Annotated in this window: 23 protein-coding genes; 12 read left to right on the forward strand and 11 right to left on the reverse strand. The window is 65.0% G+C overall.

Annotated features, from left to right (window positions below):
• Nucleotides 1-23: 23 nt before the first annotated feature.
• A complete protein-coding gene (locus AB7531_RS04615; protein ID WP_063980776.1) occupies nt 24-773 on the reverse strand; it encodes a F0F1 ATP synthase subunit A in 750 nt (249 codons plus the stop codon).
• Between the two features lie 112 nt (nt 774-885).
• Complete coding sequence (locus tag AB7531_RS04620) at nt 886-1,260, reverse strand: AtpZ/AtpI family protein (RefSeq protein WP_063980777.1); 375 nt, start codon at nt 1,258-1,260, stop codon at nt 886-888.
• A gap of 75 nt (nt 1,261-1,335) precedes the next feature.
• Between AB7531_RS04620 and AB7531_RS04625 the strand changes: the two genes are divergently transcribed.
• The 3 genes from AB7531_RS04625 (at nt 1,336) to AB7531_RS04635 (ending at nt 2,745) form a co-directional block, all read left to right on the forward strand.
• The gene (locus AB7531_RS04625; RefSeq protein ID WP_166076733.1) at nt 1,336-1,578 is read left to right on the forward strand and encodes a hypothetical protein; all 243 of its coding nucleotides are present in this window, start codon (nt 1,336-1,338) and stop codon (nt 1,576-1,578) included.
• A 41-nt stretch (nt 1,579-1,619) separates the two neighbouring features.
• Nucleotides 1,620-2,138: a hypothetical protein gene (locus AB7531_RS04630; RefSeq protein WP_063986051.1), complete on the forward strand. Its 519-nt coding sequence runs from the start codon at nt 1,620-1,622 to the stop codon at nt 2,136-2,138.
• 133 nt (nt 2,139-2,271) lie between these two features.
• A complete protein-coding gene (locus tag AB7531_RS04635; RefSeq protein ID WP_063980778.1) occupies nt 2,272-2,745 on the forward strand; it encodes a secondary thiamine-phosphate synthase enzyme YjbQ in 474 nt (157 codons plus the stop codon).
• Between the two features lie 63 nt (nt 2,746-2,808).
• Here the strand turns inward: AB7531_RS04635 and AB7531_RS04640 are convergent, their stop codons facing one another.
• The gene (locus tag AB7531_RS04640) at nt 2,809-4,434 is read right to left on the reverse strand and encodes an MFS transporter (RefSeq protein WP_175627402.1); all 1,626 of its coding nucleotides are present in this window, start codon (nt 4,432-4,434) and stop codon (nt 2,809-2,811) included.
• A 343-nt stretch (nt 4,435-4,777) separates the two neighbouring features.
• On the opposite strand from AB7531_RS04640, the gene AB7531_RS04645 reads away from it, so the two are divergent.
• Entirely contained in the window at nt 4,778-5,452 is a 675-nt protein-coding gene (locus AB7531_RS04645; protein ID WP_014498490.1) for a response regulator, read from the forward strand.
• A gap of 12 nt (nt 5,453-5,464) precedes the next feature.
• Here AB7531_RS04645 and AB7531_RS04650 read toward each other — a convergent pair whose 3' ends face one another.
• From AB7531_RS04650 to AB7531_RS04660, 3 genes are all read right to left on the reverse strand, one after another.
• The gene (locus AB7531_RS04650; protein WP_028148705.1) at nt 5,465-5,824 is read right to left on the reverse strand and encodes a hypothetical protein; all 360 of its coding nucleotides are present in this window, start codon (nt 5,822-5,824) and stop codon (nt 5,465-5,467) included.
• A gap of 94 nt (nt 5,825-5,918) precedes the next feature.
• The gene (locus tag AB7531_RS04655; protein WP_245328527.1) at nt 5,919-7,046 is read right to left on the reverse strand and encodes a S8 family peptidase; all 1,128 of its coding nucleotides are present in this window, start codon (nt 7,044-7,046) and stop codon (nt 5,919-5,921) included.
• A gap of 501 nt (nt 7,047-7,547) precedes the next feature.
• A complete protein-coding gene (locus tag AB7531_RS04660) occupies nt 7,548-10,388 on the reverse strand; it encodes an ATP-binding protein (protein WP_063980780.1) in 2,841 nt (946 codons plus the stop codon).
• 199 nt (nt 10,389-10,587) lie between these two features.
• On the opposite strand from AB7531_RS04660, the gene AB7531_RS04665 reads away from it, so the two are divergent.
• The 4 genes from AB7531_RS04665 (at nt 10,588) to AB7531_RS04680 (ending at nt 13,549) form a co-directional block, all read left to right on the forward strand.
• Nucleotides 10,588-11,007, forward strand: a complete 420-nt coding sequence (locus AB7531_RS04665; RefSeq protein WP_063980781.1) for an organic hydroperoxide resistance protein — start codon at nt 10,588-10,590, stop codon at nt 11,005-11,007.
• A gap of 35 nt (nt 11,008-11,042) precedes the next feature.
• Nucleotides 11,043-12,071 (forward strand): alpha/beta fold hydrolase, encoded by a 1,029-nt coding sequence (locus AB7531_RS04670; RefSeq protein ID WP_063980782.1) that lies wholly within the window; start codon nt 11,043-11,045, stop codon nt 12,069-12,071.
• Nucleotides 12,072-12,143: 72 nt separating this feature from the next.
• Nucleotides 12,144-12,707 carry a cytochrome P460 family protein gene (locus AB7531_RS04675; RefSeq protein ID WP_063980783.1) on the forward strand — a complete coding sequence of 188 codons (564 nt, stop codon included), beginning with the start codon at nt 12,144-12,146 and terminating at the stop codon, nt 12,705-12,707.
• Nucleotides 12,708-12,724: 17 nt separating this feature from the next.
• Nucleotides 12,725-13,549, forward strand: coding sequence for an SDR family NAD(P)-dependent oxidoreductase (locus tag AB7531_RS04680; RefSeq protein WP_063986053.1), 825 nt, complete (start codon nt 12,725-12,727; stop codon nt 13,547-13,549).
• Nucleotides 13,550-13,556: 7 nt separating this feature from the next.
• Here AB7531_RS04680 and AB7531_RS04685 read toward each other — a convergent pair whose 3' ends face one another.
• The 3 genes from AB7531_RS04685 to AB7531_RS04695 all read right to left on the reverse strand — a co-directional run bounded on the left by AB7531_RS04685 (nt 13,557) and on the right by AB7531_RS04695 (nt 19,549).
• Entirely contained in the window at nt 13,557-17,066 is a 3,510-nt protein-coding gene (locus AB7531_RS04685; protein WP_247316305.1) for a PAS domain-containing hybrid sensor histidine kinase/response regulator, read from the reverse strand.
• A 320-nt stretch (nt 17,067-17,386) separates the two neighbouring features.
• On the reverse strand, nt 17,387-18,616 hold the full coding sequence (gene hemA, locus AB7531_RS04690) for a 5-aminolevulinate synthase (RefSeq protein ID WP_028148697.1): 1,230 nt from the start codon (nt 18,614-18,616) through the stop codon (nt 17,387-17,389).
• A 198-nt stretch (nt 18,617-18,814) separates the two neighbouring features.
• Nucleotides 18,815-19,549 (reverse strand): GntR family transcriptional regulator, encoded by a 735-nt coding sequence (locus AB7531_RS04695; RefSeq protein ID WP_063980784.1) that lies wholly within the window; start codon nt 19,547-19,549, stop codon nt 18,815-18,817.
• Between the two features lie 157 nt (nt 19,550-19,706).
• On the opposite strand from AB7531_RS04695, the gene AB7531_RS04700 reads away from it, so the two are divergent.
• The 4 genes from AB7531_RS04700 to aroQ are packed head-to-tail and all read left to right on the forward strand — an operon-like array spanning nt 19,707 to nt 23,037.
• Complete coding sequence (locus AB7531_RS04700; protein ID WP_063980785.1) at nt 19,707-20,735, forward strand: TRAP transporter substrate-binding protein; 1,029 nt, start codon at nt 19,707-19,709, stop codon at nt 20,733-20,735.
• Between the two features lie 25 nt (nt 20,736-20,760).
• On the forward strand, nt 20,761-21,309 hold the full coding sequence (locus AB7531_RS04705) for a TRAP transporter small permease (protein ID WP_063986054.1): 549 nt from the start codon (nt 20,761-20,763) through the stop codon (nt 21,307-21,309).
• Nucleotides 21,306-22,586, forward strand: coding sequence for a TRAP transporter large permease (locus tag AB7531_RS04710; protein ID WP_063980786.1), 1,281 nt, complete (start codon nt 21,306-21,308; stop codon nt 22,584-22,586). The genes AB7531_RS04705 and AB7531_RS04710 overlap by 4 nt, the downstream gene beginning before the upstream one ends.
• Nucleotides 22,587-22,605: 19 nt before the next feature.
• Entirely contained in the window at nt 22,606-23,037 is a 432-nt protein-coding gene (gene aroQ, locus AB7531_RS04715) for a type II 3-dehydroquinate dehydratase (RefSeq protein WP_063980787.1), read from the forward strand.
• A gap of 109 nt (nt 23,038-23,146) precedes the next feature.
• Here the strand turns inward: aroQ and AB7531_RS04720 are convergent, their stop codons facing one another.
• Together AB7531_RS04720 and AB7531_RS04725 are read right to left on the reverse strand one after the other, a co-directional pair.
• Nucleotides 23,147-24,208, reverse strand: a complete 1,062-nt coding sequence (locus AB7531_RS04720) for an MBL fold metallo-hydrolase (RefSeq protein WP_231143827.1) — start codon at nt 24,206-24,208, stop codon at nt 23,147-23,149.
• A 135-nt stretch (nt 24,209-24,343) separates the two neighbouring features.
• Entirely contained in the window at nt 24,344-26,500 is a 2,157-nt protein-coding gene (locus AB7531_RS04725; protein WP_063980789.1) for a methyl-accepting chemotaxis protein, read from the reverse strand.
• Nucleotides 26,501-26,588: the final 88 nt, after the last annotated feature.

The following is a 26,588-nucleotide window of genomic DNA, read 5'->3' on the forward strand; positions in this document are numbered from 1 at the left end:
TGGGTGGAAATTCCCCGGACCGCTCAGTGTCCCGGATGAATGGCGTCGTTCAGGTAGATGCAGGTCAGGATCGCAAACACATAGGCCTGCAGGAACGCGACCAGAATCTCGAGAGCGTACAGCGCGACCGTGAGCGCCAGCGGCAGCACGCCGCCGACCCAGCCGAGCGCGCCGAGCGAGAAGCCGAGCATGGCGACGAAGCCCGCGAAAACCTTGAGCGCGATGTGGCCGGCCAGCATGTTGGCGAACAGACGGACGCTGTGGGAGACCGGCCGCAGGAAGAACGACAGGATCTCGATGAACATCACCAGCGGCAGGATGTAGCCGGGGACGCCGTGAGGCACGAAGATCGAGAAGAATTTCAGGCCGTTCTTGGCGACGCCGTAGATCAGCACGGTGAAGAAGACCAAAAGCGCGAGCGCGGCCGTCACGATCAGATGGCTCGAGATCGTGAAGGTATAGGGGATGATGCCGACCAGGTTCGAGACGCAGATGAACATGAACAGCGAGAAGATCAGCGGGAAGAACTTCATGCCTTCCGCGCCGGCCGTCGAACGGATGGTCGAGGCGACGAATTCGTAGGAGATCTCGGCGACCGACTGGAGGCGCCCGGGAACCAGCTGCGTGCCACTGGCAAGCATCAGGAACGAGATGATCGCCACCGCCACCAGCATGTAGAGCGACGAATTGGTGAAGGCGATCGTGTGATTGCCGATATGGCCGATCGTGAAGAGAGGCTCGATGTTGAACTGGTGGATCGGATCGATTTTCATCAGCGCGGCATCTCTTGGTCTGCCGGGCAATGCCGGCGGGTCTCGGTCTGCCGGCCGGGCCGGCCCGTACCGGCATGGCCGGCACGATCATTCCTCTGTTGGTGCGGATCGCTTAAGAATCACCGCGCCTGTTTTGACCCGCGCCTGCCGTTCTCACCACATTCACCACGCCGGCCACGAAGCCCAGCAGCAGGAACACGATAAATCCGAAAGGCGACGTCGACAGCAAGCGGTCGAAACCCCAGCCAATCCCCGCTCCGACAACGACCCCGGCGACCAACTCGGAGGATAACCGGAAACCAAGCGCCATCGCCGAAGCTCTGGCCGCTCTGTCTTCACCGTCACCTGCGGGTTGCTCGGTCTTGATTCGTCGGTCCCGGAATTCGGACAACCGCTGATCAAGATTTCCGAGCCGTTCGGAAAGCGCAGCTTCCTCGGACGATCTATCGCGATCCCCATTCTCGCCGTGTCCCGTGCCCTGTGTCATGCAACGAAGACCCGAAACGCCGCGGCTGAATGGAAATTACGCCCGCCACCCTCAAAAGCCGCGCGGACCATACTGATGGCCCATAATCAAGTCAAGCCAAGTCACGATTGCGTCGCGTTCTATTATGTATCTGATTTACTTGATGATATTGGCACGCACGGCAACGCTGCACACAGCGTGACGCCGCACCGCAGCAGCTCTCTTCATGATCGGCGAATGCGACCACCATTTCGTCCTGCCGGCGGGATCAAAGGGATTGCCGCGATCGTTGATATCGGTGGCGCGTTTTGGGCGGCAGATCGCCTCGCCGGGGTGTAGAATTGAAGAGAAGCCACAGAAGCGCCATGGCGGAGAGCGCGATGAGACCAGCAAATTCATCCACAGCATCATGGCTTGCAGCGGCGGTATTCGCCGCGATGATGACCATCGGCGGCGGCCTCGTTGCCGCACAGTCCGCGCCCGACAGCGAAAACGGCCGCTACAGCATGACGCCCATCCCCGAAGGAGTGCTGCGGCTCGACACCCGCACCGGCACGGTATCGACCTGCACCAAGAACGGCGCGGGCTGGGCCTGTTACGCGGTGCCCGACGAACGCACCGCGCTCGACGCCGAGATCGGCCGGCTCCAGGCCGAAGTCGAGAAGCTGAAGGGGCAGATCGCGGCGGGGCCGACCGTGTCGGGCAAGATCGACGAGGCGATGCCGAAATCCGATCCGCTCAAGAAGGACCCGAAGGTCGCCGAGGGGGACCGCAAGATCGAGATTCCGCTGCCCAGCGACCAGGATGTCGATCGGGTGATGTCGTTCCTGGAAAAGGCCTGGCGCCGGCTGATCGACATGGCCAACCGCGTGCAGAAGGACGTCTCGGGGAAGATCTAGCGCATGACGAGATGCCGTAGGGTGGGCAAAGGTGCGAAGCGCCGTGCCCACCACCTTGACCTCGTTGCGTCGATTGGTGGGCACGCTTCGCTTTGCCCACCCTACGGTGGCATCCCGAGTTGAGAGATCTTTCATGACATCAGGCAAATCCGTCACGCGCTCGGCGCCATCGTCGGTGCAAGTCACCACCGTCGCATCGTCACTGCTGACCGTGCAGACGCCCGGCCGCGGCTTCACCGATCTCACCAGCGAAGCCGCGAAGTTCATCAATGAGGTTCAGGCGCGCGATGGCGCGCTGACGCTGTTCATCCGGCACACCTCGGCGTCGCTGACGATCCAGGAGAACGCCGATCCGTCCGTGCTCGTCGATCTCACCACGGCACTGTCGCGGCTCGCGCCTGAGAACGCCGGCTGGACCCACTACACCGAGGGACCGGACGACATGCCGGCGCACGTCAAGACCATGCTGACGCAGACCTCGCTTCAGGTCCCGGTCCTGAACGGCAAAGTCGCGCTCGGCACCTGGCAGGCGATCTACCTGATCGAGCATCGCAAGCGCCCGCACCGGCGCGAGGTCGTGCTGCAATTCATCGGTAGCAATCAGTAGGCCCCAAAACAAAACCGGCCGCGGAGACCGCGGCCGGTTCGTATTGTCGGTCGCTGCTGTCGATCAGGTCGCCTTGATGTCGACGTCCTTGGTCTCGGGCAGGAAGAAGAAGCCGATCACGACGGTAATCGATGCGAAGATGACCGGATACCAGAGACCCGCATAGATATCGCCGGTCGAGGCCACGATCGCGAACGCGGTCGCTGGCAGCAGGCCGCCGAACCAGCCGTTACCAATATGGTAGGGCAGCGACATCGAGGTGTAGCGAATGCGGGTCGGGAACAGTTCGACCAGCATCGCGGCGATCGGGCCGTACACCATGGTGACGAAGATCACCAGGATGAACAGCAGCCCGACGGTCGCGGCCACCTGCGGACGGAAGATGTCGAACGGATGCGACATCTTCACGATGCCCGCATCGCCCGGCTTCGGATAGCCGGCTGCCTGCACTGCGGCGAGCAGCGCGGGATTGCCGTCCTTGGCGTTGGCGTAGGCGATGTCCTTGCCGTTGACCACCACCTTCACGCCGGAGCCGGCCGGGCCGGAAGAGGTCGAGTACTTGACCGACGCGCCCGACAGGTAGGCGCGTGCGGTGTCGCAGGGCGCGCTGAAGACGCGGGTGCCGACCGGGTTGAACAGGTCGCCGCAACCCGCGGGATCCGCCACCACGTCGACCTTGACCGACTCGATCGCCTTTTCCAGCGCCGGGTTGGCGTTGGTGGTGATCATCTTGAAGATCGGGAAGAAGGTCAGCGCCGCGATCAGACAGCCGCCGAGGATAATCGGCTTGCGGCCGATCTTGTCGGAGAGCACGCCGAACACGATGAAGAAGCCGGTGCCGAGCAGCAGCGACCAGGCGATCAGCAGGTTGGCGGTATAGCCGTCGACCTTCAGGATCGATTGCAGGAAGAACAGCGCGTAGAACTGGCCGGTGTACCAGACCACGCCCTGGCCCATCACGCCGCCGAGCAGCGCGAGCAGAACGAGCTTGCCGTTCTGCCAGTTGCCGAAGGCTTCCGTCAGCGGCGCCTTCGAGCTCTTCCCCTCGTCCTTCATCTTCTGGAAGATCGGGGATTCGCTGAGGCGGAGCCGGATCCAGACCGAGATGCCGAGCAGCAGCACCGAGACCAGGAACGGGATGCGCCAGCCCCAGGCCGCGAAATCGGCTTCGCCGATCGCGCTGCGGGTGAACAGGATCACCAGCAGGGACAGGAACAGGCCGAGCGTGGCCGTCGTCTGAATGAACGAGGTGTAATAGCCGCGCTTGCCGTTCGGCGCGTGCTCCGCGACATAGGTCGCCGCACCGCCATATTCACCGCCGAGCGCCAGGCCCTGGGCGAGGCGCAGCGCGATCAGGATGATCGGGGCCGCGATGCCGATGGTCGCCGCATTGGGCAGCAGGCCGACGATGAAGGTCGACAGACCCATGATCAGGATGGTGACGAGGAAGGTGTATTTGCGGCCGACGATGTCGCCGACGCGCCCGAACACGATGGCGCCGAACGGACGGACGAGGAAGCCCGCGGCGAAGGCCAGCAGCGCGAAGATGTCGCGGGTTGCCGGCGGATAGGCCGAGAAGAACTGCGCGCCGATGATGCCGGCCAGCGAACCGTAGAGGTAGAAGTCGTACCACTCGAAGACGGTACCGAGCGAGGAGGCGAGAATGACGAACCGTTCGTCCTTCGTCATTCCTCCCGCGCCCGCTTGAGACACAGCCATTGTCGACATGTTGAGTCGCTCCCCGAAATGCGTTTCCTCGCGCCCCGGATACCCGGTCATGCCGGATCAACCCAGGTCTTGGCTCCAAGGTAACATCGGCGTGAAACCCGCCCCAATACGACTTTCGGCCTTGCGCACTGACGCGCACCTGACGCCGCGGACCTTTCAATCCGGCACGATCGTGCTCGACCATGGGTTAACCCCGTTCCCGCAAAGGGATAATGCCCACTTGCATGCCACGGCCGGTCGGGAAAGAATTGACCAAGGCCCCGGGCCGGCCTACTGGCCCGGTGTGAATGCCAGCAAGAGAACGATGAGCGCTCCTTCGACCCATCTTGTCATTGCCGATGACCATCCCCTGTTCCGCGACGCGTTGCGGCAAGCGGTGGCGGGCGTCCTGACCTCGGCCAGGATCGACGAGGCGGGATCGTTCGAGGATCTCACCAAGCTGCTGGAACAGACATCCGACGTCGATCTGGTCCTGCTCGACCTCTCGATGCCCGGGATCTCCGGCTTTTCCGGGCTGATCTATCTGCGCGCGCAGTACCCGGCCATCCCGGTGGTGATCGTCTCGGCCTCCGACGACAGCGCCACGATTCGCCGCTCGCTCGATTTCGGCGCCTCCGGCTTCATCCCGAAGCGATTCGGCGTCGAGACCTTGCGCGACGCGATCCTCAAGGTGATGGAGGGGGACGTCTGGGTTCCCACCGACACCGATCTATCGGCCGCCGCCGATCCCGACATGACGCGCCTGCGCGACCGCCTGGTGACGCTGACGCCGCAACAGGTCCGGGTCTTGATGATGCTGTCGGAAGGGCTGCTCAACAAGCAGATCGCCTACGAGCTCGGCGTCTCCGAAGCCACCATCAAGGCGCATGTCTCGGCGATCCTGCAAAAGCTCGGCGTCGAGAGCCGCACCCAGGCGGTAATTGCCGCGGCGAAGATCGCCGGCGGGCAGTGGAAGCAGGGCACCCCGACGGGATCGTAAACCGCGATCGGGTCAGTCGCCTTTTTCGCGCGTCGGCTTGGGCAGGATATCCGGCTGTACCGATTCCAAAATGCTCTTGACGTCGCCGTGCCTTGCAAGGGCGTCGAAGACGTCGGGTACGTCGGTCGACACCGAAAACGACTTGGCCAAGCGAAACACCTTGCCGAGCTTGATCGCATTGGCCGGCAGATCGAGGCTAGCGCTCATGTCAGTGACGATTTCCCTTGCCTTCTCCGGCAGGTCGCTCGCGGCAACGTCATCGTTCAGGAACACCTGAACTGACGAAGGCTGGCCGGGCTTGGTGGCTTGGCGCAATCGATTGACGACAGCCTTACCTTCCCATTCGGGCGAAGGCTTTGTCTTGTCGGTCATGGCCGGCTCCTGTGCGGGAATCCCTGGCGGCCTGGCCAATATAGCGCTTATTGCGGCCGGCTTTTAGCTGGCCGCAACAAGAATTGCCGTGGAGTCAGGCGGGACGGCGCTTCGAAGGGCTCTTCTTGCGCGCGGGGCGCCGCGATGCGGCAACCTTCGGCCGGCGTGCCATCTTCTTGGCGACGCTGCGCGGTGGATGCGACGACGAGCGCCCCCTCGCAGAGCGCTTTTTCGCGGGCGTGCGCCGCCGGGGCGCGACGCTCACCTGCGCGGCGGGGAGCTGCGACCCGGTCAGGAGCTCGTAGGCCCTGACGGCATCGGGCACCCCATGGTTCGCGCGGGCCTCTTCCATCGCCTCGGGGCGCGCGCAGGATCCGATGATGGCGGCTTCGAGCTGGTCCGCCGTTGCAGTCGGCCTCGCTTGCAGCAGAAGGGCTGCAAGACCCGCGACGTGGGGCGTCGCCATCGACGTCCCATTCATGGTCTCGTACTTTTTGCCGGGAACGCAGGACGTGATCGCGACCCCCGGTGCGACGATCGCCGGGCACAATGGGCTGATCGCGCGATTGAAGCTCTGGCTGCTGGAGAAATCAGGCACGACGTCGTGCACGTCGATCGCGCCGATCGACAACACGTTCGCGTAATTGCCCGGCGAGCGGCTGGTCCGGGGGCCCTCATTGCCGGACGCAATGACCGGCAGAACGTTGGCGGCGCGCAAGGCATCGATCACACTCTGGAATGCCGGCGTGAAGCCGCGTAGTCCGAGCGACATGCTCAGGACTCGGGCGCCTTCGCCGATCACCCAGTCCATGCCGGCCAGGATGCGTTCGATCACCTGCCCGCGCTCGATCACCATCGCGCTCGCGAGCTGGGCATCCGGTGCGACGCCGAAGCGACCCTTGCTGACCGGCCGGCCGACGATCGTGCCCGCGGTGTGAGTGCCGTGTACGCCGCTGTCGCGGGCCGGTGCGTTCGGAACCTGATCTCCCGCCAGGTCGAACTCGGCAAACTTCTTGATGGCTCCGGCCAATGCCGGATGCTTGCCGTCGACGCCGGTATCGAGGTGACCAACCACCACGCCTTGGCCGGTGAAACCCGCCTGCCAAAGGCGTTCCACGTTCAAGCGCTTGATGCCCCAGGTCGGACCGACCCCGGTCTTGATTGGACGGGCTTCGACCGGTTTGATCAGGCTGATCTCCGGAGCCTTGTCGACCTTGCCCACTTGCGGATCAGCCTGGAGCGAAACGAGGCCGCTGGCATCCACGCTGCCGACTGCGAGTCCAAGGTTGGGGTAGATGCGCACGCGGCGCTCGGCCAGGCTCTCCGCTCCTCTGATTTGGCGGCCGGCGGAGCGCGTTGCCGCCGCCACGAGACTCTGTGTCTGGGCAGTGTCCGGCGCGATGAAATGATCCTGCATCGCGATCTCGGACGTGGCGGCGGCCGACGCCCTGTCCTTCATTGTGACAATCACTTTGACATAGCCAATCGCGGCCAGTGTATCCTCGAGGCTGGACCCTGCCATTGTCGTGGCTCCGGATGATTGAAATGGACGTGCTAAAGGCAATCAACTGAATAGGTTCAACATGCGATAAAATGCTCGCAGTGGTTGATGCTAGTTCATTTCCCGGGAGTTGCAACGAGAGAGGATGTCGCAGGGACACGCGGCGCGACCCTCGAACATTGAGATACCGTTTCGGCCGGCGCCTGGCCGCCGGTGCGCTTCCTAGAGAGTCTCCAACAACTTGCTGGCGATCCCGATATCCGAGGTCCGTGACCCGTCGGAGAAACCTCCGAGCGCCGATCGAAGCAACCTCTTCGCGTCCGCGCGCTGGCCGCGCCCGGCGATCAATTTCGCGAGATCGATCGCCGCTCGCAACTCCCAGGCTTTCGCATCGGTGCGGCGGCTCAGGTCAAGCGATTGCCTGAAGTGGTTCTCAGCCTCATCGGTGGCCGGCTCCGGCAGTGTCAGCGACACATTACCCTTCATGCGCAACAGCTCGGGCATGTAGAGATGATCGCCGCCTTGCTCGACGAGGCCGATCGCGTCGTCGATCAGGCGCGCACTCCGCTCGATCTGCCCGAGCGCCAACAAGCCATGCACGAGCGCGATGTTGAACGTCGTGGTGAGCAGCTCGTAGCCGGCGTCGTGGAGCTCGCGCAGACAGGCCCGTATCGTCTCGACGCCGCCAGCGGCGTCGCCGCGCCGGATCGCCAGCTCGCCTTTGACGCCGCGGCCGACCGCGAGATAAGGGCCCATCGAGCGCGTTTCGGCATGTGCGATGAAGCGGTCGAGGTTCTCTTCCGCGCCGTCGAGATCCCCGCTCCAGAGATCGATCGAGACCGCCCAGATCAGTGCGATGCAGAGCGTGATCGGATGGTCCATCTGCGCGGCCTCGGTGACCGTCTGCTGCGCCAGTTGCCGCGCATCCGCCGGCCGGCCCTGCAACCAAAGCTCGCGCGCGAGCGAGATGCCGGCCCGGTTGCGGTGATCGAAGCCGTGGACAGTGCTGATCCGCTCCGTACCCGGCCCGTGCCAGGCGGCCTCCAGCATGCTCAGGGCGTCGCGATGCTCGCCGGCCAGATGCAAGGAGACACCCAGCAGCGAATGGGCGAGGGCGATGGAGGCGGCGTCGCCGAGCGTCTCGGCGACCGTGAGGCTCTGCTGCGCATAACCGAGCGCGGCGTCGAACTGTCCCATCCGCTCGTGGAAGATGTGCATGCGGCCGAGCAGCTGGAGCTGGTTCGCCGCGTCGCCGCGAGCCTCGGCGATCGCCAGGCTCCTGCTCAGGGCGCCACGCGCAGCTTCGCTGCCGCCACGCGTGAACATCAAGGTCAATCCGAGGGCGGCCTGGATGTGCATTTCCTCAGCGCTGCCGCGCGAGGACGGATCGATCGCAAGCAGCGCCCGTTCCGACCAGCGCCGGCATTCGATCAGCAGCGACATCGCGAGAAAGATCGGAGCCGCCGCGGCGGCGAGCGCAATGCCGATGCCGACATCGCCGTCCGTGCCGAAGCACCAGTCCAGCGCGGCGCGCACGTTGTGAAGCGCGGAGAAATGGATCGCGCGTTCGTCGGCGCTCGGCACCGTCGCCCATGTCGTGCCGGCCTGCTCCAGCCATCGCCGGTAGTGGGTTGCGTGGCGGGCGGCAAGCGCGGTCTCGTTCGGCTCGATCTCGAGCAGATAGGCGCGCGTCGTGTCGAGCAGACGGTAGCGCATCATGGCGCCGACCGGTCGCGGCGCGACCATCGACTTGGCGACCAGGCTGTCGATGGCATCGAACAGGCGCGAGCGGTCGACGCGCTCGTCCGGCACGATTTCGAGCGCGGCGTCGATGGTGAAGTGACCGGCGAAGACGGCAAGCCGGCGCAGCACGAGGCGCTCGGTGTCGGACAGGAGCCCGTAGCTCCAGTCCAGCGTCGCTTGCAACGTCTTCTGCCGCGGCGGCGCGGTGCGCTGGCCCTGCCAGAGCAGATTGAGGCGTTCGTCGAGCAGTGCGGCCGTCTGCTCCAGTCCGTAGGCCTCGATCCGGCCGGCGGCGAGCTCGATCGCCAGCGCCATGCCGTCGAGCTTGCGGCAGATCCCTGCGACGATCGCGGCATTGACGTCATCGAGCGCGATCTGCGCGCCGCCGGCCATGGCACGTTCGAGGAAGAGCTGAAGCGCGGGATAGGTCTGCGCGGCAGCCGCGGTCAGCCCGGGATTGTCAGGCGGAACGGCGAGCGGCGCCAACCGGTAGACCTGCTCGCCCTCGACACGCAGGGCCTCGCGGCTCGTGGCGAGGATATGGACATGGGGTGCGGCGTGAAAGATTTCGGCTGCCAGCGGCGCCGCGGCGGCGATGACATGCTCGCAATTATCCAGGATCAGCAGCATCCGCTTGTCGCCGAGATGCGCGAGCAGTGCCGGCAGCGGATCGTCGGTCTGCGCCGGCAAGCCCAGCATCAGCAGGATCGAGGTGATCACGAGATCGGGATCGCTGAGCGCGGCGAGGTCGACGAAATGCGCGGCATCGGAGAAAGTCTCGAGCAGGTCGTGCGCGATCGCCACCGCAACGGCGGTCTTGCCGACGCCGCCCGGGCCGACGATCGTGACGAAGTGCGAGCCGATGAGCTTGTCGGAGACGGCGGCGACCGCATCGTCGCGCCCGACCATCCGTTGCAGCCGGTTCGGCAGCTTGACGGGCGGTAATTCCGTTCGCTGCGCGGGACGCCGCTCTGCCGCGATTTCCGCCTTGGAGATCGGCGCCACGAAGCAATAGCCGCGGCCAGAGAGCGTGGTGATGTAGCGGGCGCCGTCCTTGCCGTCGCCGAGCGCCTTGCGCAGGGCTGCGACGTGAAAGCGCAGATTGGCTTCCTCGACGGTCAGGCCGGGCCACACCAGCGCCATCAGGTCCCATTTGCTGACGACCTCGTTCGGCCGCGACATCAGCGCGATCAGCGTGTCGAAGGCCTTCGCGCCGAGCGGCAGCGCGACGCCGTCGCGCATCACGAGCCTTTCATGCGATGTCACGGTGAATGGCCCGAACGATTGGGTTCCCGTTGCGGTGCCGGCCGGCTCGGTCATGGCGAAATGTTGTCCTTTCAAACGGACCGGATAGCCAGATGATCGCAATCGGGCAAGGCCGCACCTGCATCGGCATCAGACCGCTGATGCAGGCCTCGTGGCGGGGCTGCGCGCCGGGGCCTCACAACTTCTCACAAGTCCAAACGGGTGTCCTGCCGCGGCCGCTGCTAGTCAGTTTCCCGACGGCAAGGAGACCTTCATGACGCAGGCGGCAAAACTGCTCTACACGGCCAGCACCCACACCAGCGGCGGACGACACGACGGCATATCGCGCAGTTCCGACGGCCGCCTCGACGTCAAGCTGTCGCCGCCGGGCGGCACTGGCATCGGCACCAATCCCGAGCAATTGTTCGCGGCCGGCTGGTCGGCCTGCTTCGAAGGCGCGATGGAGATCGCGGCGCGCAAGCGCAAGATCGAGCTTCCCCGGAAATGCGCGATCGATGCGGAGATCGATCTCGTGCTCGACGAGGGCGCCTATTCGCTCAGCGCACGCCTCAACGTCAGCCTGCCGGGCCTCGATCGCGAGATCGCGCGCGGCATCGTCGATGAGGCGCACCAGACCTGCCCCTATTCCAAGGCCGTCCGCGGCAATATCGACGTCACGGTCGCGCTGATCTGACGGACATCACCAACCATCCACAAGGTAGCACCACCATGAAACAGATCATCGACCAGCACCGCCGCAAATTTTTCGGCGTCGCCGCGGGAACCGTCGCCGTCGGTTTCGGCGTGATCGACCTCGCCCGTGCCGAAACGGACGCGCCGAAGTCGTCCGCATCGAATGCGTCGTTCGGTCCGATCAAGCAGATCGACGCCGGCGTCCTCAATGTCGGCTATGCGGAAGCAGGTCCCTCGAACGGCCCCGTGGCGATCCTGCTGCACGGCTGGCCTTACGACATTCACGCGTTCGTCGATGTCGCGCCGATCCTGGCAAAGGCCGGCTATCGCGTGATCATCCCTTACTTGCGCGGTTATGGCACCACGCACTTCCTCTCCAGCGAGACGCTGCGCAACGGCGAGCCCGCCGCCATGGCCGTCGACATCATCGCGCTGATGGACAAGCTCGACATCAAGAAGGCTGTTATCGCCGGCTTCGACTGGGGCGCGCGCACCGCCGATATCATCGCTGCGTTGTGGCCGGATCGCTGCCGCGCGCTGGTGTCGGTCAGCGGCTATCTGATCTCCAGCCAGGCCGCGGGCAACGCGCCGCTGCCGCCGTCGGCCGAGCTGCAATGGTGGTACCAGTTCTATTTCGCGACCGAGCGCGGCCGCGCCGGATACGAGAAGTACACGCATGATTTCGCAAAACTGATCTGGAAGCTCGCCTCGCCGCAATGGAAGTTCGATGACACGACCTTTAACCGGAGCGCGGCGGCGCTGGACAACAAGGATCATGTCGCCATCACGATCCACAATTACCGCTGGCGGCTCGGGCTCGCCCAGGGCGAAGCCAAATACGAGGAGCTCGAGAAGAAGCTCGCCGCAGCTCCGGTGATCAGCGTCCCGACGATCACGATGGAGGGCGACGCCAACGGTGCGCCGCATCCCGACCCCAGCGCCTATGCCAAGAGGTTCTCAGGCCGGTACGACTTCCGCCTGATCACCGGCGGCATCGGCCACAATCTGCCGCAGGAAGCGCCGCAAGCCTTCGCCAAGGCCGTCATCGACGCCGACGGCGCCTGAGCGTTCATTCGATGCCTCGGTCCAGCGCGGCTGGACCGAGGCTATGCCGCGATCCCAGCATGAAGGAACGTCATGACGTCCATCAAACCCGACAAGAAAAAGCGCTCTTATGCGACGGCTATCACGCTTGCCGCGCTCCTTCTCGTCGTTCTCCTGACTTGCGTGCCCTATCTGGTCTCGATTGCCCTTGCCGAGGGGCCGACACAAGGCAACACGGCAGACGCTTCCCCGATCTTCGGCGTCACGATTCCTGCGGGTTACAAGCAGTGGGAGCTGATTGCGCCGGCCGAAGAGGCGGCACCGCTCGACGAGCTTCGCGCCGTTGTCGGCAACCAGACCGCGATCGATGCTTATCAGGCCGGAAAACTTCCGTTCCCGGATGGCACCATTCTGGTCAAGCGCGCCTGGAAACGGAAACAGTCGCCGGAATTCGCATCCGCAACGATCCCCGGCGCGGCCACCACGGTGCAGGTGATGGTCAAGGATTCCAGGAAATATGCGTCCACCGGCGGTTGGGGCTTTGGCCGTTTCATCAATGGCAAGCCGGTCGACGAGGCACAGCACCGCACCTGCTTCGGCTGTCACGACGCCCGCGCCAAGAGCCACGATTACGTTTTCACCCGGCTTGCGCCTTGAGCGGTCAGGAGCCCACCGTGTCAAAGATCTGGTTCATCAGCGGCAGCTCGCGCGGGCTCGGACGCGCCATCACGGAAGCCGCGCTTGCGGCGGGCGACCGGGTGGTTGCCACTGCCAGGAATCTCGGTCCGCTCGAACCGCTGCGGGAACGCTTTGAGGAAAGACTGCGGCTCGCAACGCTCGACGTGACTGACGAGGCGGCCGCGCAAGGGGCCATCGGCCTCGCCGTGGAGGCGTTCGGCGGCGTCGATGTGGTCGTGAACAATGCCGGCTATGGCGATCTCGGATCGGTCGAGGACACGAGCCTGGCCTCGTTCCGTCAGCAGATCGAGGTCAATCTGCTCGGCACCATCATCGTCACCAAGGCGGCGATTCCCGTGCTGCGCCGGCAGCGCCGCGGGCATATCGTGCAATTCTCATCCGTCGGCGGACGGATCGGAGCTCCCGCACGCGCGGCCTATTCGGCCGCGAAATGGGGCATCGAGGGCTTTTCGGAATCGCTGGCGCGCGAGATGGCGTTGATCGGCGTGCACGTGACGATCGTCGAACCCGGCGGCTTCCGTACGGGCTTTGCGCAGTCAGCGCATGCGACCGGCGAAGGGCGTGCGGAGTACGATGCCGTCGTTGGCGCGGCCGTCAGGATGCAGCGCGATTATGATGGCCGCCAGCCGGGCGATCCGGCGAAAGCCGCCGCCGCCGTGCTGGAGCTGGTCGACATGGACAGCCCACCGCTGCGGATCGCGCTCGGCAGCGACGCCGTGAACGCCATCGCTGCGACGGACCGGCAACGGCTCGACGAGCTCGAGAGGTGGCGCGCGCTCAGCGTCTCGACCGACTACTGACCGCGTCTTACTCCGCCGCCACCATCTGCTGCGTGCGCCACTGTCCCAGCAGGGCGCGGAGCGAGGCCGGCTTCACCGGCTTGTTGAGCACCGCGACATTTTCCTCGCGCGCGGCGACCTGCACTGCGGGGCTGCGGTCGGCGGTGATCAGGATCGCAGGGATGCCGTCGCCGAAGCGGCGGCGGATGTCGCGGATGGCGGCAATGCCGTTGCCGCGGTCGAGGTGATAATCGACCAGCAGGCCGGTGACGCGGCGTCCCGCGCCTTCGATCGCGGCGATCGCGCCCTCGGGGTCGGCGACCGCGATGACCTCGGCGTCCCAGGCCTTGAGCAGCGTGCGCATGCCGTCGAGGATCGCTGCGTCGTTCTCGATGCAGACGATGAGGGCGCCCGAGATCGGCCTCCGCGCCAGCGGCGTCGCGCTGGTGACGGCAGCGGTGTGGGTGATCGCCTTGGCTGTCGGCACCGTCACGGAGAAGACCGAGCCGCCGCTCTTGTTGCCGTCGATGGCGATGCCGTGCTTGAGCACGCGTGCAAGACGCTCGACGATCGAGAGGCCGAGTCCAAGGCCGCGGGCGATCCGCGCGCCCTGTTCGAGGCGGTGGAATTCCTTGAAGATCTCGCCGCGCTTGACCGGCGGGATGCCGACGCCGGTGTCGTAGACGCAGATTTTCAGCGAAGGGCCCTGGCGGCGGCAGCCGACCAGCACGCGTCCGCGCGGGGTGTATTTGATCGCGTTGGAGATCAGGTTCTGGAGCAGGCGCCGCAGCAACAGCCGATCGGACTCGACCGGCAGCGAGCAGGGCACGAAGGCGAGCTCGAGGTTCTTGGCGCGTGCGATCGGCGCAAACTCGATCTCCAGCGAGCGCATCAAATCGGCCATCTTGAAGCTCGAGATCGAGGTCGTCATCGCGCCGGCGTCCAGCCGCGATATGTCGAGCAGTGCGCCGAGGATCTCCTCGATCGCCTGGAGCGATTCGTCGATGTTCTCGACCAGCCGCGTCTCCTCGCCGCTGTGCTGGCGCTCGACCAGGCTGGTGACATAGAGCCGCGCCGCGTTCAGCGGCTGGAGGATGTCGTGGCTGGCTGCCGCCAGGAAGCGCGTCTTGGAGATGCTGGCGTCCTCGGCCGCGCTCTTGGCCAGCGCCAGCTCGGAATTCAGCCGGGTCAGCTCCTCGGTGCGGTCGCGCACCCGCTTTTCGAGCGTCGCGTTGGCGCGCTCCAGCGCTTCGGCGGCCTCGAACGTGGGGGTGACATCGGTGAAGGTGATGACGAAGCCGCCGCCGGGCATGCGGTTGGTCAAGATCTCGATCACCATGTGGCGGTCGGGCAGGCGCTCGAGATAAGGCTCGCTGTCGGTGGTGTAAGCCGCGAGCCGCCGCTCCAGCATGGCTTCGCGCTCGACCGGATTGTCCGGCTCGCTCACACCCATGAATTCCAGGATTTCACGCAATGGCGTGCCGAACTGGATGAAATGCGGCGGCACGTTCAGGAGATCGCCGAACTGCCGGTTGGAGCAGATCAGCTGCAGATCGGCGTCGAACACGGCGATGCCCTGGCGGACATGGTTGAGCGCGGTCTGGAGGATCTCGCGATTGAAATGCAGCGCCGCGTGGGAATCGTCGAGCAGTTTCAGCGCCGCTTTCGCCGAGACCGTCCGCTTGCGCAGCAGCAGCGACATCACGAGCCGCGAGGAGGCCGCGCCGATCGAAGAGGCGATCAGGTGCTCGGCGTGCTGCAGCAGCTCGAAATCGGCGGGCGCACCGGATTCCAGGCGCACATTGCGCCGCACCGAAAATGCCTCGAAGGAGTGCCGGGCGCGGTCGGGCCCGAGATATTGCGCGACCGTGGTCTGGATGTCCTGCACCGTGACGGTGGTGCGCCAGCGGCGGAAGTTCGGGGAGATCGGCGCGAGCGTGTTGGGTACGAACAGATCGGCTTGCACCAGCTCGATCGAGGACGGCCGCCGCGCCAGCGACAGCAGCACATAGGTCAGGATGTTGAGCGACAGCGACCAGATTACGCCGTGCATCAGCGGCGGCAGGTCGGCGCCGAACAGCGCCTGCGGCCGCAGTGCCTCGATGCCGAACGGGCCGTGCTGGAGCAGCAGGATGCCCGCCGTCGAGGAATCCATGAAGCTCGGGATGAACAGGGTGTAGAGCCACACCGCGAAGCCGACCAGCATGCCGCCGATGGCGCCGCGCGCGGTGGCGCGCCGCCACAACAGCCCGCCGAAGAAGCTCGGCGCGAGCTGGGCGATGGCGGCAAAGGAGAGCAGGCCGATCGCCGCAAGCTGGGTGTTGCCGAGCGCGCGGTAGTAGAAATAGGCCATCACCATGATGGCGAAGATCGCAAGCCGGCGCGAGCGCAGCAGGAAGTCGCTGAAATCGGCGCCGCCGGTGCGCCCCTCCGGCCGCCGCTGCAGCACCAGGGGCACCACGAGGTCGTTCGAGACCATGATGGAGAGCGCGACGCATTCGACGATCACCATCGCGGTCGCCGCCGACAGCCCCCCGACGAAGACGGCGACGCTGAGAAGTCCCGCGCCGCCCTCCATCGGCAGCGCCAGCACATACATGTCCGGTTCGACCGCGCCGAACGGAAAGGTGACGAGGCCGGCGAGCGCGATCGGGATCACGAACAAATTGATGGCGACGAGATAGAACGGGAACAGCCAGCGCGCGCGGCTGACCTCGGCATCCGAGGAGTTTTCGACCACGCTGACGTGGAACTGGCGGGGCAGCAGCATGATCGCGCAGAGCGACAGCAGCGTCATGGTGAGGAAGTTGCCGATCGACGGCGAATAGTTGATGGCGCGCACCGCCTCCGGCGTCCTCATCGCGCGCTCGATCAATTCGTGTGGCGAGAACATCCAGAAGGTGACGAAGATGCCGGCGGCGAGGAAGGCGATCAGCTTGATGATGGATTCGGTTGCGACCGCCAGCATCAGGCCGTGCTGATGCTCGGTGGCGTCGGTCTGCCGCGTGCCGAACAGCACGGCGAAGGCGGCCATCGCCAGCGTCACCATCAGCGCCATGTCGCCGAGGATCGGGATGTGGGAGAACGCCTGGTCCTCGCTCAGGATCGTTTCGAGCGAGGAGGCGACCGCCTTGAGCTGGAGCGCGATGTAGGGCACCGAGCCGATGATCGCGATCAGCGCCACCGTTGCCGCCACCGCCTGGCTCTTGCCGTAGCGCGCGCCGATGAAGTCGGCGATCGAGGTGATGTTGTGCGCCTTCGCGAGCTGGATCACGCGGCGCAGGACGCCCGCGCCGAGCCCGATCATCAGGATCGGGCCGACATAGATGGCGAGGAAGTCGGTCGAGGCGCGGGTGGCGAAGCCGACCGAGCCGAAGAAGGTCCAGGAGGTGCAATAGATCGCGAGCGACAGCGGATAGATCAGCCCGGACGCGCGGCCGCGCCCGGCCGGCGAGCGGCGGTCGCCGTGGCTCGCCACCAGGAACAGGAAGCCGATATAGCCGAAGGCGGCAGCGATCACGCCCCAGTCGTGCAGCATGGCGAGCGCGCTTCTCCCTGGGCGCGAGGGCGCCCGTACTCATTTTCCCTGCAAATCTAGCGCGTTGGGCGGGCGCAAGCGACAGCGAAATGCCCTACCGGGGCGGGAATTGGGGTTGTCGTTAAGGTGCGGGCGAACGCGGATCCCGCTTACCCTCCCCTGGAGGGGGAGGGTCGATCGCGCGCAGCGCGAGCGGGGTGGGGTGATCTTTCCACACGAGCAGCGTCAGAGGTGGAGAGACTGTCACCCCACCCCGTCTCCCATTTCGCTGCGCTCAATGTGAGCCGACCCTCCCCCTCCAGGGGAGGGTGGAGAAACGCCTACTCCGCCGCCAGCGACTTTTGCTTGAGCGGCAGACCGAGGCGGTCCCACACCTGCAGGAGCGCTTCGGCGAGCTGATCGATCAAGCCGTCGTCGTGATAGGGCGAGGGCGTGATGCGCAGGCGTTCGGTGCCCTTGGCCACCGTCGGATAGTTGATCGGCTGAATGTAGATGCCGTGCTGTTCCAGCAGCAGGTCGGATGCCTGTTTGCACTTCTCGGCATCGCCGATGAACAGCGGCACGATATGGGTGTCGCTCGACATCACAGGCAGGCCGGCGGCGTTGAGGATCGCCTTGACGCGGGCGGCGCGGTCCTGGTGGCGCTCGCGCTCCCAGTTCGAGGTCTTCAGATGCTTGATCGCGGCGGTCGCGGCCGAGCAGATCGCCGGCGGCAGCGCGGTGGTGAAGATGAAGCCCGGCGCGTAGGAGCGCACGGCGTCGATGATCTGGCCGTTGGCGGCGATATAGCCGCCGAGGCAGCCGAACGCCTTGGCCAGCGTACCTTCGAGAATGTCGATGCGATGCATGACGCCGTCACGCTCGGCGATGCCGCCGCCGCGCGGGCCGTACATGCCGACGGCATGGACCTCGTCGACATAGGTCATCGCGCCATATTTCTCGGCGAGATCGCAGATCTTGGCGAGCGGGGCGACGTCGCCGTCCATCGAATAGAGGCTTTCGCAGGCGATCAGCTTCGGCCGGTTCGGACCTGCGGCCTTCAACTTCTCTTCGAGGTCGGCGAGGTCGTTGTGGCGGAACACGACGCGCTCGCAGCCGGACTGGCGGATGCCCTCGATCATCGAATTGTGGTTGAGCTCGTCCGACAGGATCAGGCAGTTCGGAATGAGCTTCGCGATGGTCGCGATGCCGGTCTGGTTCGAGACATAGCCCGAGGTGAACAGCAGCGACGCTTCCTTGCCGTGGAGATCGGCGAGCTCGGCCTCGAGCTGCACCAGCGGATGATGGGTGCCGGCGATGTTGCGGGTGCCGCCTGCGCCGGTGCCGACGCGGGTCGCGGTTTCGACCATGGCGCCGACCACCTTCGGGTGCTGGCCCATGCCGAGATAATCGTTGGAGCACCAGATCACGACGTCGCGTTTGCCCTTCGGCGAGTGCCAGAGCGCATGCGGGAACCGGCCGGCGATGCGTTCGAGATCGGCGAACACGCGGTAGCGCCGCTCGGTGTGGAGACGATCGAGGGCGGTATTGAAGAACTGGGCGTAATCCATCGGCAAAACCTAAGACGGAACTGACCAAAAAGGGCGCATCTTCTTAGAGCTTTTCCAGCTCTAGAGTCTATGCGCTATCCCACATTTGGGCATGGGGAGCATTTGGGCAAAATGCCCTATCGTGCGATTTGAAACTTGATCCCGATCAAGTTCGCGCGAGAGGCAATGTTGCTTTGCACCATTGGCGGCGGTGCGGGTCTACCCGGCCTTGGCCTTCCTGCGCGGCTCGCTCCGCGCGTCCTTGACGGCGGCCACCGGCTTTAACCAATCCGAATTGCGCAAGGCATGCGCCACACAATCATGGATGTGGGTGTGCAGCACCTTGTTCGCGCCCTTGGCGTCGCGCTTCAGCGCCAGCTCTTTCAGCTCGCGATGCTCGGAAGCCGCCATCTCGCCGCGGAACACCACGGCGATCATCTGGTAGCGCAGATAGCGGTCATAGACCGCGGCATGCGCATCGAGCAGCACCTTCGAGCCGCAGGCCGCGACGAGCGCGCGATGAAACTGGAAATCGCACTGTTTCCAGCTCTCCGCATCGGATCGCTCGCCTGACAGTAGCAACCGCTCCATCGCCGCGAGCTTGTGATGCGCCGAGACGATGTGCGCTTCCCAGTCGAGATCGCCGGCCGCGAACGACTTCTCGATCATGTGGCTCTCGAGCAGCTCGCGCAGCTCCGCGATCTCCTGGAATTCGGTCGCCGAGATCGGCGCGACCTCGAAGCCGCGCTGGCCTTCGGCGACGACAAAACCTTCCGAGCACAGCCGGTTCAGCGTCTCGCGCAGCGTCGAGATGCTGGTGCCATAGGCGCCGCTCATCCGCTCGAGCTTCAGCTTCTGCCCCGGCGTCAGCTTGCCGAAGATCAGGTCGGTGCGGATGCGGCGATAGGCGCTGTCGCCCACCGTCTCGGCGGTCGTGTCGGGAAGGGTGTCCATGCCTCATCCTAGCGCTTTGGACTTGCGTTTTGCCAAATTTCGTAACTTTATCAAGCGTTTCTTGTAACATCATATAAAATCAAAAATATAGGTTGATTTATAATTCGTCATATAAGACGTTCCCGCCCCTAAGAACGAGATCAACAGGGGAGGGGCGATGCCCGTTCGGTTCAAAGGTCTGGCTTTGGTGGCGGCGATCGGCGCGGTCGCCTTGGGCACGATGGGGCCGGCCTCGGCGCAGGCCATTCAGGAGCGCACCATCCGCTGGGGGCACCTCAACAACACCGACCATCCCGTCAGCAAAGGCGTGCAGAAATTCGCCGAGATCGTCGCGGCCAAGAGCGGCGGCAAGCTCAGGGTGCGCGAATATCCGGCCAACCAGCTGGGGAGCGAGATGCAGCAGCAATCGGCGCTGCGCGCCGGCACCCAGGAGATGCAGTCGCCGGCGACGACGTCGCTGGTCGGCATCGTCAAGGATTACGGCCTGATCGATTTCCCCTTCATCGTCTCGACGCCGCAGCAGGCCGACGCCCTGCTCGATGGTCCGCTCGGCGCGGCGCTGCTGGCAAAGCTGCCCGAGAAGGGGCTGGTTGGTCTCGCTTATTGGGATCTCGGCTTCCGCAACGTCACCAACAGCAAGCGTGCCATCACCAAGGGCGAGGACCTCGGCGGCATCAAGATCCGTGTGATCCCGAACCCGGTCTATCTGGAGACCTTCAAGGCCTTCAACGCCAACCCGGTGCCGATGAGTTTCTCGGAGCTCTACAGCGCGCTGGAGACGGGCACCGTCGACGGCCAGGAGAACCCGTTCTCCGTGATCCTGTCGAACAAGTTCTTCGAGGTGCAGAAATATCTCAGCGTCACCAATCATACCTATTCGACCAATATCATCCTGATCAGCAAGAAATTCTGGGACGGTCTTTCGCCCGACGAGCAGAAGATTTTGCAGGACGCGGCGATCGAGGCACGCGACTACCAGCGCAAGGTCAGCCGCGAGCAGGCCGCTGCCGCGATCGACGAGCTCAAGGCCAAGGGCATGGCCGTCAACGAGATCGCACCCGCCGAGCTCGATCGCATGCGCGAGAAGACCAAGCCGATCGCGGAAAAATTCTCGGCCGACTACGACCCCGCCATCGTCAAGCTGTTCAACAGTGAACTCGACCGCGTGCACGCGCTGAAGCCGTAAGCCGACGCGCAGCAGGACGGACATGATGAAAACGATGGTCGACGCCTATTTCTGGCTGCTCCGCGCGGTGATCGCGGTGCTGCTCGCCGCCATGGTGGTGCTGGTGTTCGGCAACGTCGTGCTGCGCTACGGCTTCAATTCCGGGATTGCGATCTCGGAAGAGCTGTCGCGCTGGCTGTTCGTGTGGATGGTGTTTCTGGGTGCGATCATCGGCCTGAAGGAGCATGCCCATCTCGGCGTCGATAGCCTCGTCAAGGTGCTGTCGCCGTTCGGCCGCAAGGTCTGCTACGGCCTCAGCCACGCGCTGATGCTCTATGCCTCCGTGCTGCTGACGGAGGGCTCCTGGAAGCAGACGGTGCTGAACTGGGATACGGTGGCGCCCGCCTCGGGGCTCTCGGTCGGCCTGTTCTACGCTGCCGGGATCGTGTTCGGCGCCTCCTCCTGCGTGATCATCGTGCACGAGCTCTATCGGCTCGTGACCGGGCAGGTCGCCGATGCCGATCTGATCGCCATCAGCGAGTCCGAGGAGCTCCCGCATTCTCCTGGCGCCGCGAGCGGAAAGCAGCAGGCATGACTGTCGCCGTCTTCACCTTCTCGCTGCTCGGCGCCATGGCGATCGGGATGCCGATTGCGTTTGCGCTGATCATCTGTGGCATCGCGCTGATGACCTATCTGGCGATGTTCGATTCCCAGATCATCGCGCAGAACGTTATCAACGGCGTCGATTCCTTCCCGCTGATGGCGGTGCCGTTCTTCATCCTCGCCGGCGAAGTCATGAACACCGGCGGGCTGGCGCGCCGCATCCTCAACTTCGCGATCGCGCTGGTCGGCCATTTCCGCGGCGGGCTCGGCTATGTCGCGATCCTGACGTCATGCATTCTGGCCTCACTCTCGGGCTCGGCGGTCGCGGACGCCGCGGCGCTCGGTGCGCTCCTGGTGCCGATGATGGCCGCCGCCGGCCACAATCGCGCCAGTGCGGCTGGCCTCGTCGCTGCCGGCGGGATCATCGCGCCCGTCATTCCTCCGTCGATCGGTTTCGTCATTTTCGGCGTCGCCGCCAATGTCTCGATCTCGAAGCTGTTTCTGGCCGGCATCGTGCCGGGCCTGCTGCTCGGCGTCGGCCTGTGCTTTGCCTGGTGGTGGGTGGTGCGCAAGGAGAATCCGGCGCGCCTGCCGCGCAAGAGTTTCACTGAGATCTGGCGCGCGCTGATCGACGGCTTCTGGGCCCTGATGCTGCCGATGATCATCATTTTCGGCCTGCGCTTCGGCATCTTCACGCCGACGGAAGCGGCCGTCGTCGTCGCCGTCTACTCGCTGGTGGTGGCGATGGGCGTCTATCGCGAGCTCAGGCCGGCACAATTGCCGGCGCTGCTGGTCTCGACCGCGCAGACCACGGCTGTCGTGATGTTCCTCGTCGCCGCGGCGCTGGTATCGTCCTGGCTGATCACGGTTGCCGAGATCTCCGACCAGATCGTGGCGCTCGTGCAACCGTTCGCGGGCAACAAGACCCTCCTCACCTTCGTTCTGATGATCATCGTCGTCATCGTCGGCACCGCGCTGGACATGACGCCGACGATCCTGATCCTGACGCCGATCCTGATGCCGATCGTCAAGCAGGCCGGCATCGACCCCGTCTATTTCGGCGTGCTCTTCATCATCAACAACGCGATCGGCCTGATCACGCCGCCGGTCGGCGTCGTGCTCAACGTCGTCTGTGGCGTTGCCCGCGTCTCGATGGATGATCTGATCCGGGGCGTCTGGCCCTTCATGATCGCGCAGCTCGTCGTGCTAGCCTTGCTGACGCTGTTTCCCGTTCTCGTCACCGGCCCGGCCAAATGGTTCGGTGGCTAACTTCTAGAAGGACCTGTCCATGAAGCGCGTGATGATCCTCAACGGTCCCAACCTCAACATGCTCGGCATCCGCGAGCCGCACATCTACGGCACGACCACGCTCGACCAGGTCAACGCAAGCTGCGAGGAAGCGGCTGCCAAGCTCGGGCTCAAGCTCGCCTTCCACCAGTCCAACCATGAAGGCGTGCTGGTCGATCTGATCCAGTCGGCGCGGCAGGATGCCGATGCGATCGTCATCAATCCGGCCGGTCTTTCCTTCACCTCGGTCTCGATCATGGACGCGATCAAGACATTCGAAGGCCCGGTGCTGGAGGTCCACATCTCCAACATCCATGCCCGCGACGAATATCACCGGCATTCGAAGATCTCGTTCGTGGCAACCGGTGTGATCTGCGGGCTCGGCCCGTTCGGCTACGTCGCGGCGATGCACGCGATCGCAAATATGAAGTGAGCCGCTTCCACAAACTCGTCATGCCCGGGCTTGTCCCGGGCATCCGCGAACTCGTTTCTTCTCGAAAGAACGTGGATGGCCGGGACAAGCCCGGCCATGACGCCGTGGCTCACGTCGTCCGGAACTGGAGCACGCCGTCTTTCGTCTCCGCCGTCAGCCGGCCCTCGACGATCATGTAATTGACGTGCGCAACGAGTTCGCCGGCGGCAAAGCCCATCTGGTGCTCGTCAAGCACGTGCTTGTTGAACACGACAGGCACCAGGGCGCGCGAGGTCTGCGGCACCTCGCTGCAGGCTTCCGCGATCAGGCGGCAGCGCTCCTCGTGGTGATCGGCGAGCTGCTTGATGCGGGTCTTCAGACCATAGAACGGCACGCCGTGGCCGGGCAGCACCAGCAGATCGTAGGGCAGGGTGGTGGTGAGGCTCGCGAGCGAGGCCAGATATTCGCCGAGCGAGTTCTGGTCGGGCTCGACCGCCCAGACGCTGACATTGGGCGAGATCTTGCTCAGCACCTGGTCGGCGGAGAGGAACAGCTTGTCGTCGGCGCAATACAGCATCGCCTGGTCGAGCGCGTGCCCGCCGCCGGTGATCACCTTGAAGCGGCGCGTGCCGATCACGACCTCGTCGCCATGCGAGATGCGGCGGTAGGACGGCGGCAGCACCGAGACGCGCTTGAGATAATCCTGGCCGCGGCCGAGCAGCTTTTCGGTGAGCGACTCGTCCATGCCGTGGCGGCGGAAGAACAGCCGCTGGGCTTCGCGCCGCTCCTCGGTGCCGCGGTTCTGGTGGTAGACCGATTGCAGATATTCGACCTGCGTCATCACCAGCGGGCAGTTGAACCGCTCGACGATCCAGCCCGCGAGGCCGACGTGATCGGGGTGCGAATGCGTGACGATCAGGCGCGTGATGTTGACGCCCTTCAGCGGCCCCTCGAACAGTCTGGTCCAGGCCTCGATCGTCTCCTCGTTGCCGAAGCCGGCATCGATCATGGCATAGCCGTCGCCGTCGGCGAGCAGGTAGATGTTCACGTGGTTGAGGCGGAACGGCAGTTTCAGCCGCGCCCACAACACGCCGGGACGCACCTCGACGATCTCTTCGGGGCCGGGATGCTGTTCCCAGGGATAGCGCAGGGCCTCGGCCGAGGACTGCACGGTGTCGGTTTTCGGGTTCATGCTACCGGCTTAAACCCGCCGGGCGCGGGGCGCCAGCCGAAAAAGGCCGGGCCGTGGTCTCCGCATGGCGGTCATACCAGCAGTTTTCCGTAACCCGGATTACGCCGCGCGCCATCCGGGCTACGGGCCGGCGGCTTACGCCGCCCGCATGTTGTTGAGGAACGCGTCGATCTCTCCGCGCAGCATGTCGGCTTCGCGGCGGAGCGCGTCGGAGGCGCCAAGCACTTGGCTCGCCGCCGCGCCGGCTTCCGCGGACGCCGTGGAGACGCCGATGATGTTGCTCGAGACCTCGCTGGTGCCGCCGGCGGCATGCTGGATGTTGCGGGCGATTTCGCGGGTGGCTGCGCCCTGTTCCTCGACCGCGGCGGCGATCGTCGTCGTCACGTCGTTGATCTCGCCGATGATCCGGCCGATGCCCTGGATGGCGCCGACCGCCGAGGTGGTGACTTGTTGCATGCTGGCGATCTGGGTGCGGATCTCTTCCGTCGCCTTGGCGGTCTGGCTCGCGAGGCTCTTCACCTCGGAGGCGACCACTGCGAAGCCGCGGCCGGCTTCGCCCGCGCGCGCCGCCTCGATGGTGGCGTTGAGCGCGAGCAGGTTGGTCTGAGACGCAATCGTCTGGATCAGGTCGACCACGACGCTGATGCGGCTCGCACTGTCGGCAAGGCTCTGCACCGTGGTGTCGGTGGCGCCGGCCTCGTCGACCGCCTTCCTGGCGATCGCGGCCGAGGTGACGACCTGCTTGCTGATCTCCTCGATCGAGGACGACAGCTGCTCGGTGCCTGATGACACGGTCTGCACGTTGACCGAGGTTTCCTCCGCGGCGGAGGCAACCGCGTTCACCAGTGCGTTGGACTGGTCGGCGGTGTTCGACATGCTCTGCGCGGTGGACTGCATCGAATTGGCCGACTGCGCGAGATTGTCGAGCGCGTTGCGTACCGCGCCCTCGAACTCGGCGATCTTCGCTTCCATGCGCGCGGCACGCTCGGCCTTGGCGACACGGTCCTTGTCCTGCTCGCTCGACATCGCGCGGGCCTCGATCATGCTCTCGCGGAACACCTGCAGCGTGTTCGCCATCACCGAGATTTCGTCATTGTGGTGCTTCGAGCGGTAGATCTCGGTCTCGAGGTCGCCGTTCGCGAGCAGCTGCATCGACTGATGCAGCGCGCCGATCCGCCGCAGGATGTTGCGGCCGACATAGAGCCAGACGAACAGCGCCGAGCCGACCAGCATCAGCGCGCCCAGCGCCAGCATCGCGGTGGTGGCGAGCGAGATCTCCTGGCGCGCCTGGAAGGTCGACGCGTTGGTCTCCTTCTGCACGCCGTCGACGAGCTGCTGCACGCTGATGCCGAGACCGACATTGAGCTTGCGGGTCTCGTCCAGAATGGTCTGGCCGTAGTCGATGGCGTCGAGCTCCTTCTGGCGGATCTTGAACACGCCGGTCTTGCCCTCGCCGAAGGCGAACAGCTTCTGCACGGCGTCGCGCACCGTCTGCATCGAGGGCATGTTCGGGAGATCCTCGAGGTTCGACTTGACGCGGTCGCGCGTCGCCTTGAACTCCTTCTCGATCGCTTCCAGCGTGTCGCTATTGTTGGCCGACAGCGCCGCCATCATGTCGGCGGCCATGAGATTGCCGTTGGCGGAGATTGTCGCGACCTGGGAGACGGTGCGGGCGGCCTCAGTCGCATCATCGGCGGAAACTTCCGCCGCGCCGAGGATCGCGTTCAAGCGTGTCTGTGCGTCCAGCATCGCAGGACCGGCCGCGCCGACGAAGGTGAGCTGCGCGTTGCGCAGCGCCTCATACTGCTTGTCATGCAGCGCGCCGGTCTCGAGCCGCTCGCGCGCGGCCGACACCAGGCTCTGGGTCGCCTCGTCGATGCTCTTGGCGGTGTCGCGCAGCGCGGTTGCGATCTGCTTGTCGGCGCCGAGCTCGATGATCTCGCCGAGCTTGGCCATGGCGAGCTGCTGGATGTCCTTCACGCTCTTGGTGCGTTCCTTCAGCGCCTCGTCGGAGGGCGATGCCAGCAGGCCCGGGCCTTGCGCCGCGAGCGTCGCGCTTTGCGAGGCAAGCTGCAGGCTGGCGGAGAGGCGCGGGATGTCGCGGCCGCTCAGATCCATCATGGTCGCGCCGAGGTGATTGAACACGAAGCCGGCGCCGGCTGCGATGACGAGGCCCATGCCGGCGATCAATGCGAAGGCGGCGAACAGGCTGCCGCGCACGCCCCACCTTGGCATCTTGAAACGAGGCTTGAGACGGCCAAGGACACGGCCAGCACCCAGACGGATCGCCATCGAAATTCCCCCACGCGTGATCTTTATATTTTCGCCGCGGAGTATCCCTGGGTCGGGTTAAAAAATCGCAAGTTGCACAATCGGTTGC

The organism is Bradyrhizobium sp. 63_E2_N1_3, from assembly GCF_052076005.1.
Classification (GTDB): Bacteria; Pseudomonadota; Alphaproteobacteria; order Rhizobiales; family Xanthobacteraceae; genus Bradyrhizobium; species Bradyrhizobium barranii.

Excerpts from the sequence above, each read along its gene's own strand:
- AB7531_RS04615 (WP_063980776.1), bottom strand. The coding sequence starts at position 773 with ATGAAAATCGATCCGATCCACCAGTTCAACATCGAGCCTCTCTTCACG.
- AB7531_RS04620 (WP_063980777.1), bottom strand. The coding sequence starts at position 1,260 with ATGACACAGGGCACGGGACACGGCGAGAATGGGGATCGCGATAGATCG.
- AB7531_RS04625 (WP_166076733.1), top strand. The coding sequence starts at position 1,336 with ATGGCCCATAATCAAGTCAAGCCAAGTCACGATTGCGTCGCGTTCTAT.
- AB7531_RS04630 (WP_063986051.1), top strand. The coding sequence starts at position 1,620 with ATGAGACCAGCAAATTCATCCACAGCATCATGGCTTGCAGCGGCGGTA.
- AB7531_RS04635 (WP_063980778.1), top strand. The coding sequence starts at position 2,272 with ATGACATCAGGCAAATCCGTCACGCGCTCGGCGCCATCGTCGGTGCAA.
- AB7531_RS04640 (WP_175627402.1), bottom strand. The coding sequence starts at position 4,434 with ATGACGAAGGACGAACGGTTCGTCATTCTCGCCTCCTCGCTCGGTACC.
- AB7531_RS04645 (WP_014498490.1), top strand. The coding sequence starts at position 4,778 with ATGAGCGCTCCTTCGACCCATCTTGTCATTGCCGATGACCATCCCCTG.
- AB7531_RS04650 (WP_028148705.1), bottom strand. The coding sequence starts at position 5,824 with ATGACCGACAAGACAAAGCCTTCGCCCGAATGGGAAGGTAAGGCTGTC.
- AB7531_RS04660 (WP_063980780.1), bottom strand. The coding sequence starts at position 10,388 with ATGACCGAGCCGGCCGGCACCGCAACGGGAACCCAATCGTTCGGGCCA.
- AB7531_RS04665 (WP_063980781.1), top strand. The coding sequence starts at position 10,588 with ATGACGCAGGCGGCAAAACTGCTCTACACGGCCAGCACCCACACCAGC.
- AB7531_RS04670 (WP_063980782.1), top strand. The coding sequence starts at position 11,043 with ATGAAACAGATCATCGACCAGCACCGCCGCAAATTTTTCGGCGTCGCC.
- AB7531_RS04675 (WP_063980783.1), top strand. The coding sequence starts at position 12,144 with ATGACGTCCATCAAACCCGACAAGAAAAAGCGCTCTTATGCGACGGCT.
- AB7531_RS04685 (WP_247316305.1), bottom strand. The coding sequence starts at position 17,066 with ATGCTGCACGACTGGGGCGTGATCGCTGCCGCCTTCGGCTATATCGGC.
- hemA (WP_028148697.1), bottom strand. The coding sequence starts at position 18,616 with ATGGATTACGCCCAGTTCTTCAATACCGCCCTCGATCGTCTCCACACC.
- AB7531_RS04695 (WP_063980784.1), bottom strand. The coding sequence starts at position 19,549 with ATGGACACCCTTCCCGACACGACCGCCGAGACGGTGGGCGACAGCGCC.
- AB7531_RS04700 (WP_063980785.1), top strand. The coding sequence starts at position 19,707 with ATGCCCGTTCGGTTCAAAGGTCTGGCTTTGGTGGCGGCGATCGGCGCG.
- AB7531_RS04705 (WP_063986054.1), top strand. The coding sequence starts at position 20,761 with ATGAAAACGATGGTCGACGCCTATTTCTGGCTGCTCCGCGCGGTGATC.
- AB7531_RS04710 (WP_063980786.1), top strand. The coding sequence starts at position 21,306 with ATGACTGTCGCCGTCTTCACCTTCTCGCTGCTCGGCGCCATGGCGATC.
- aroQ (WP_063980787.1), top strand. The coding sequence starts at position 22,606 with ATGAAGCGCGTGATGATCCTCAACGGTCCCAACCTCAACATGCTCGGC.
- AB7531_RS04720 (WP_231143827.1), bottom strand. The coding sequence starts at position 24,208 with ATGAACCCGAAAACCGACACCGTGCAGTCCTCGGCCGAGGCCCTGCGC.
- AB7531_RS04725 (WP_063980789.1), bottom strand. The coding sequence starts at position 26,500 with ATGGCGATCCGTCTGGGTGCTGGCCGTGTCCTTGGCCGTCTCAAGCCT.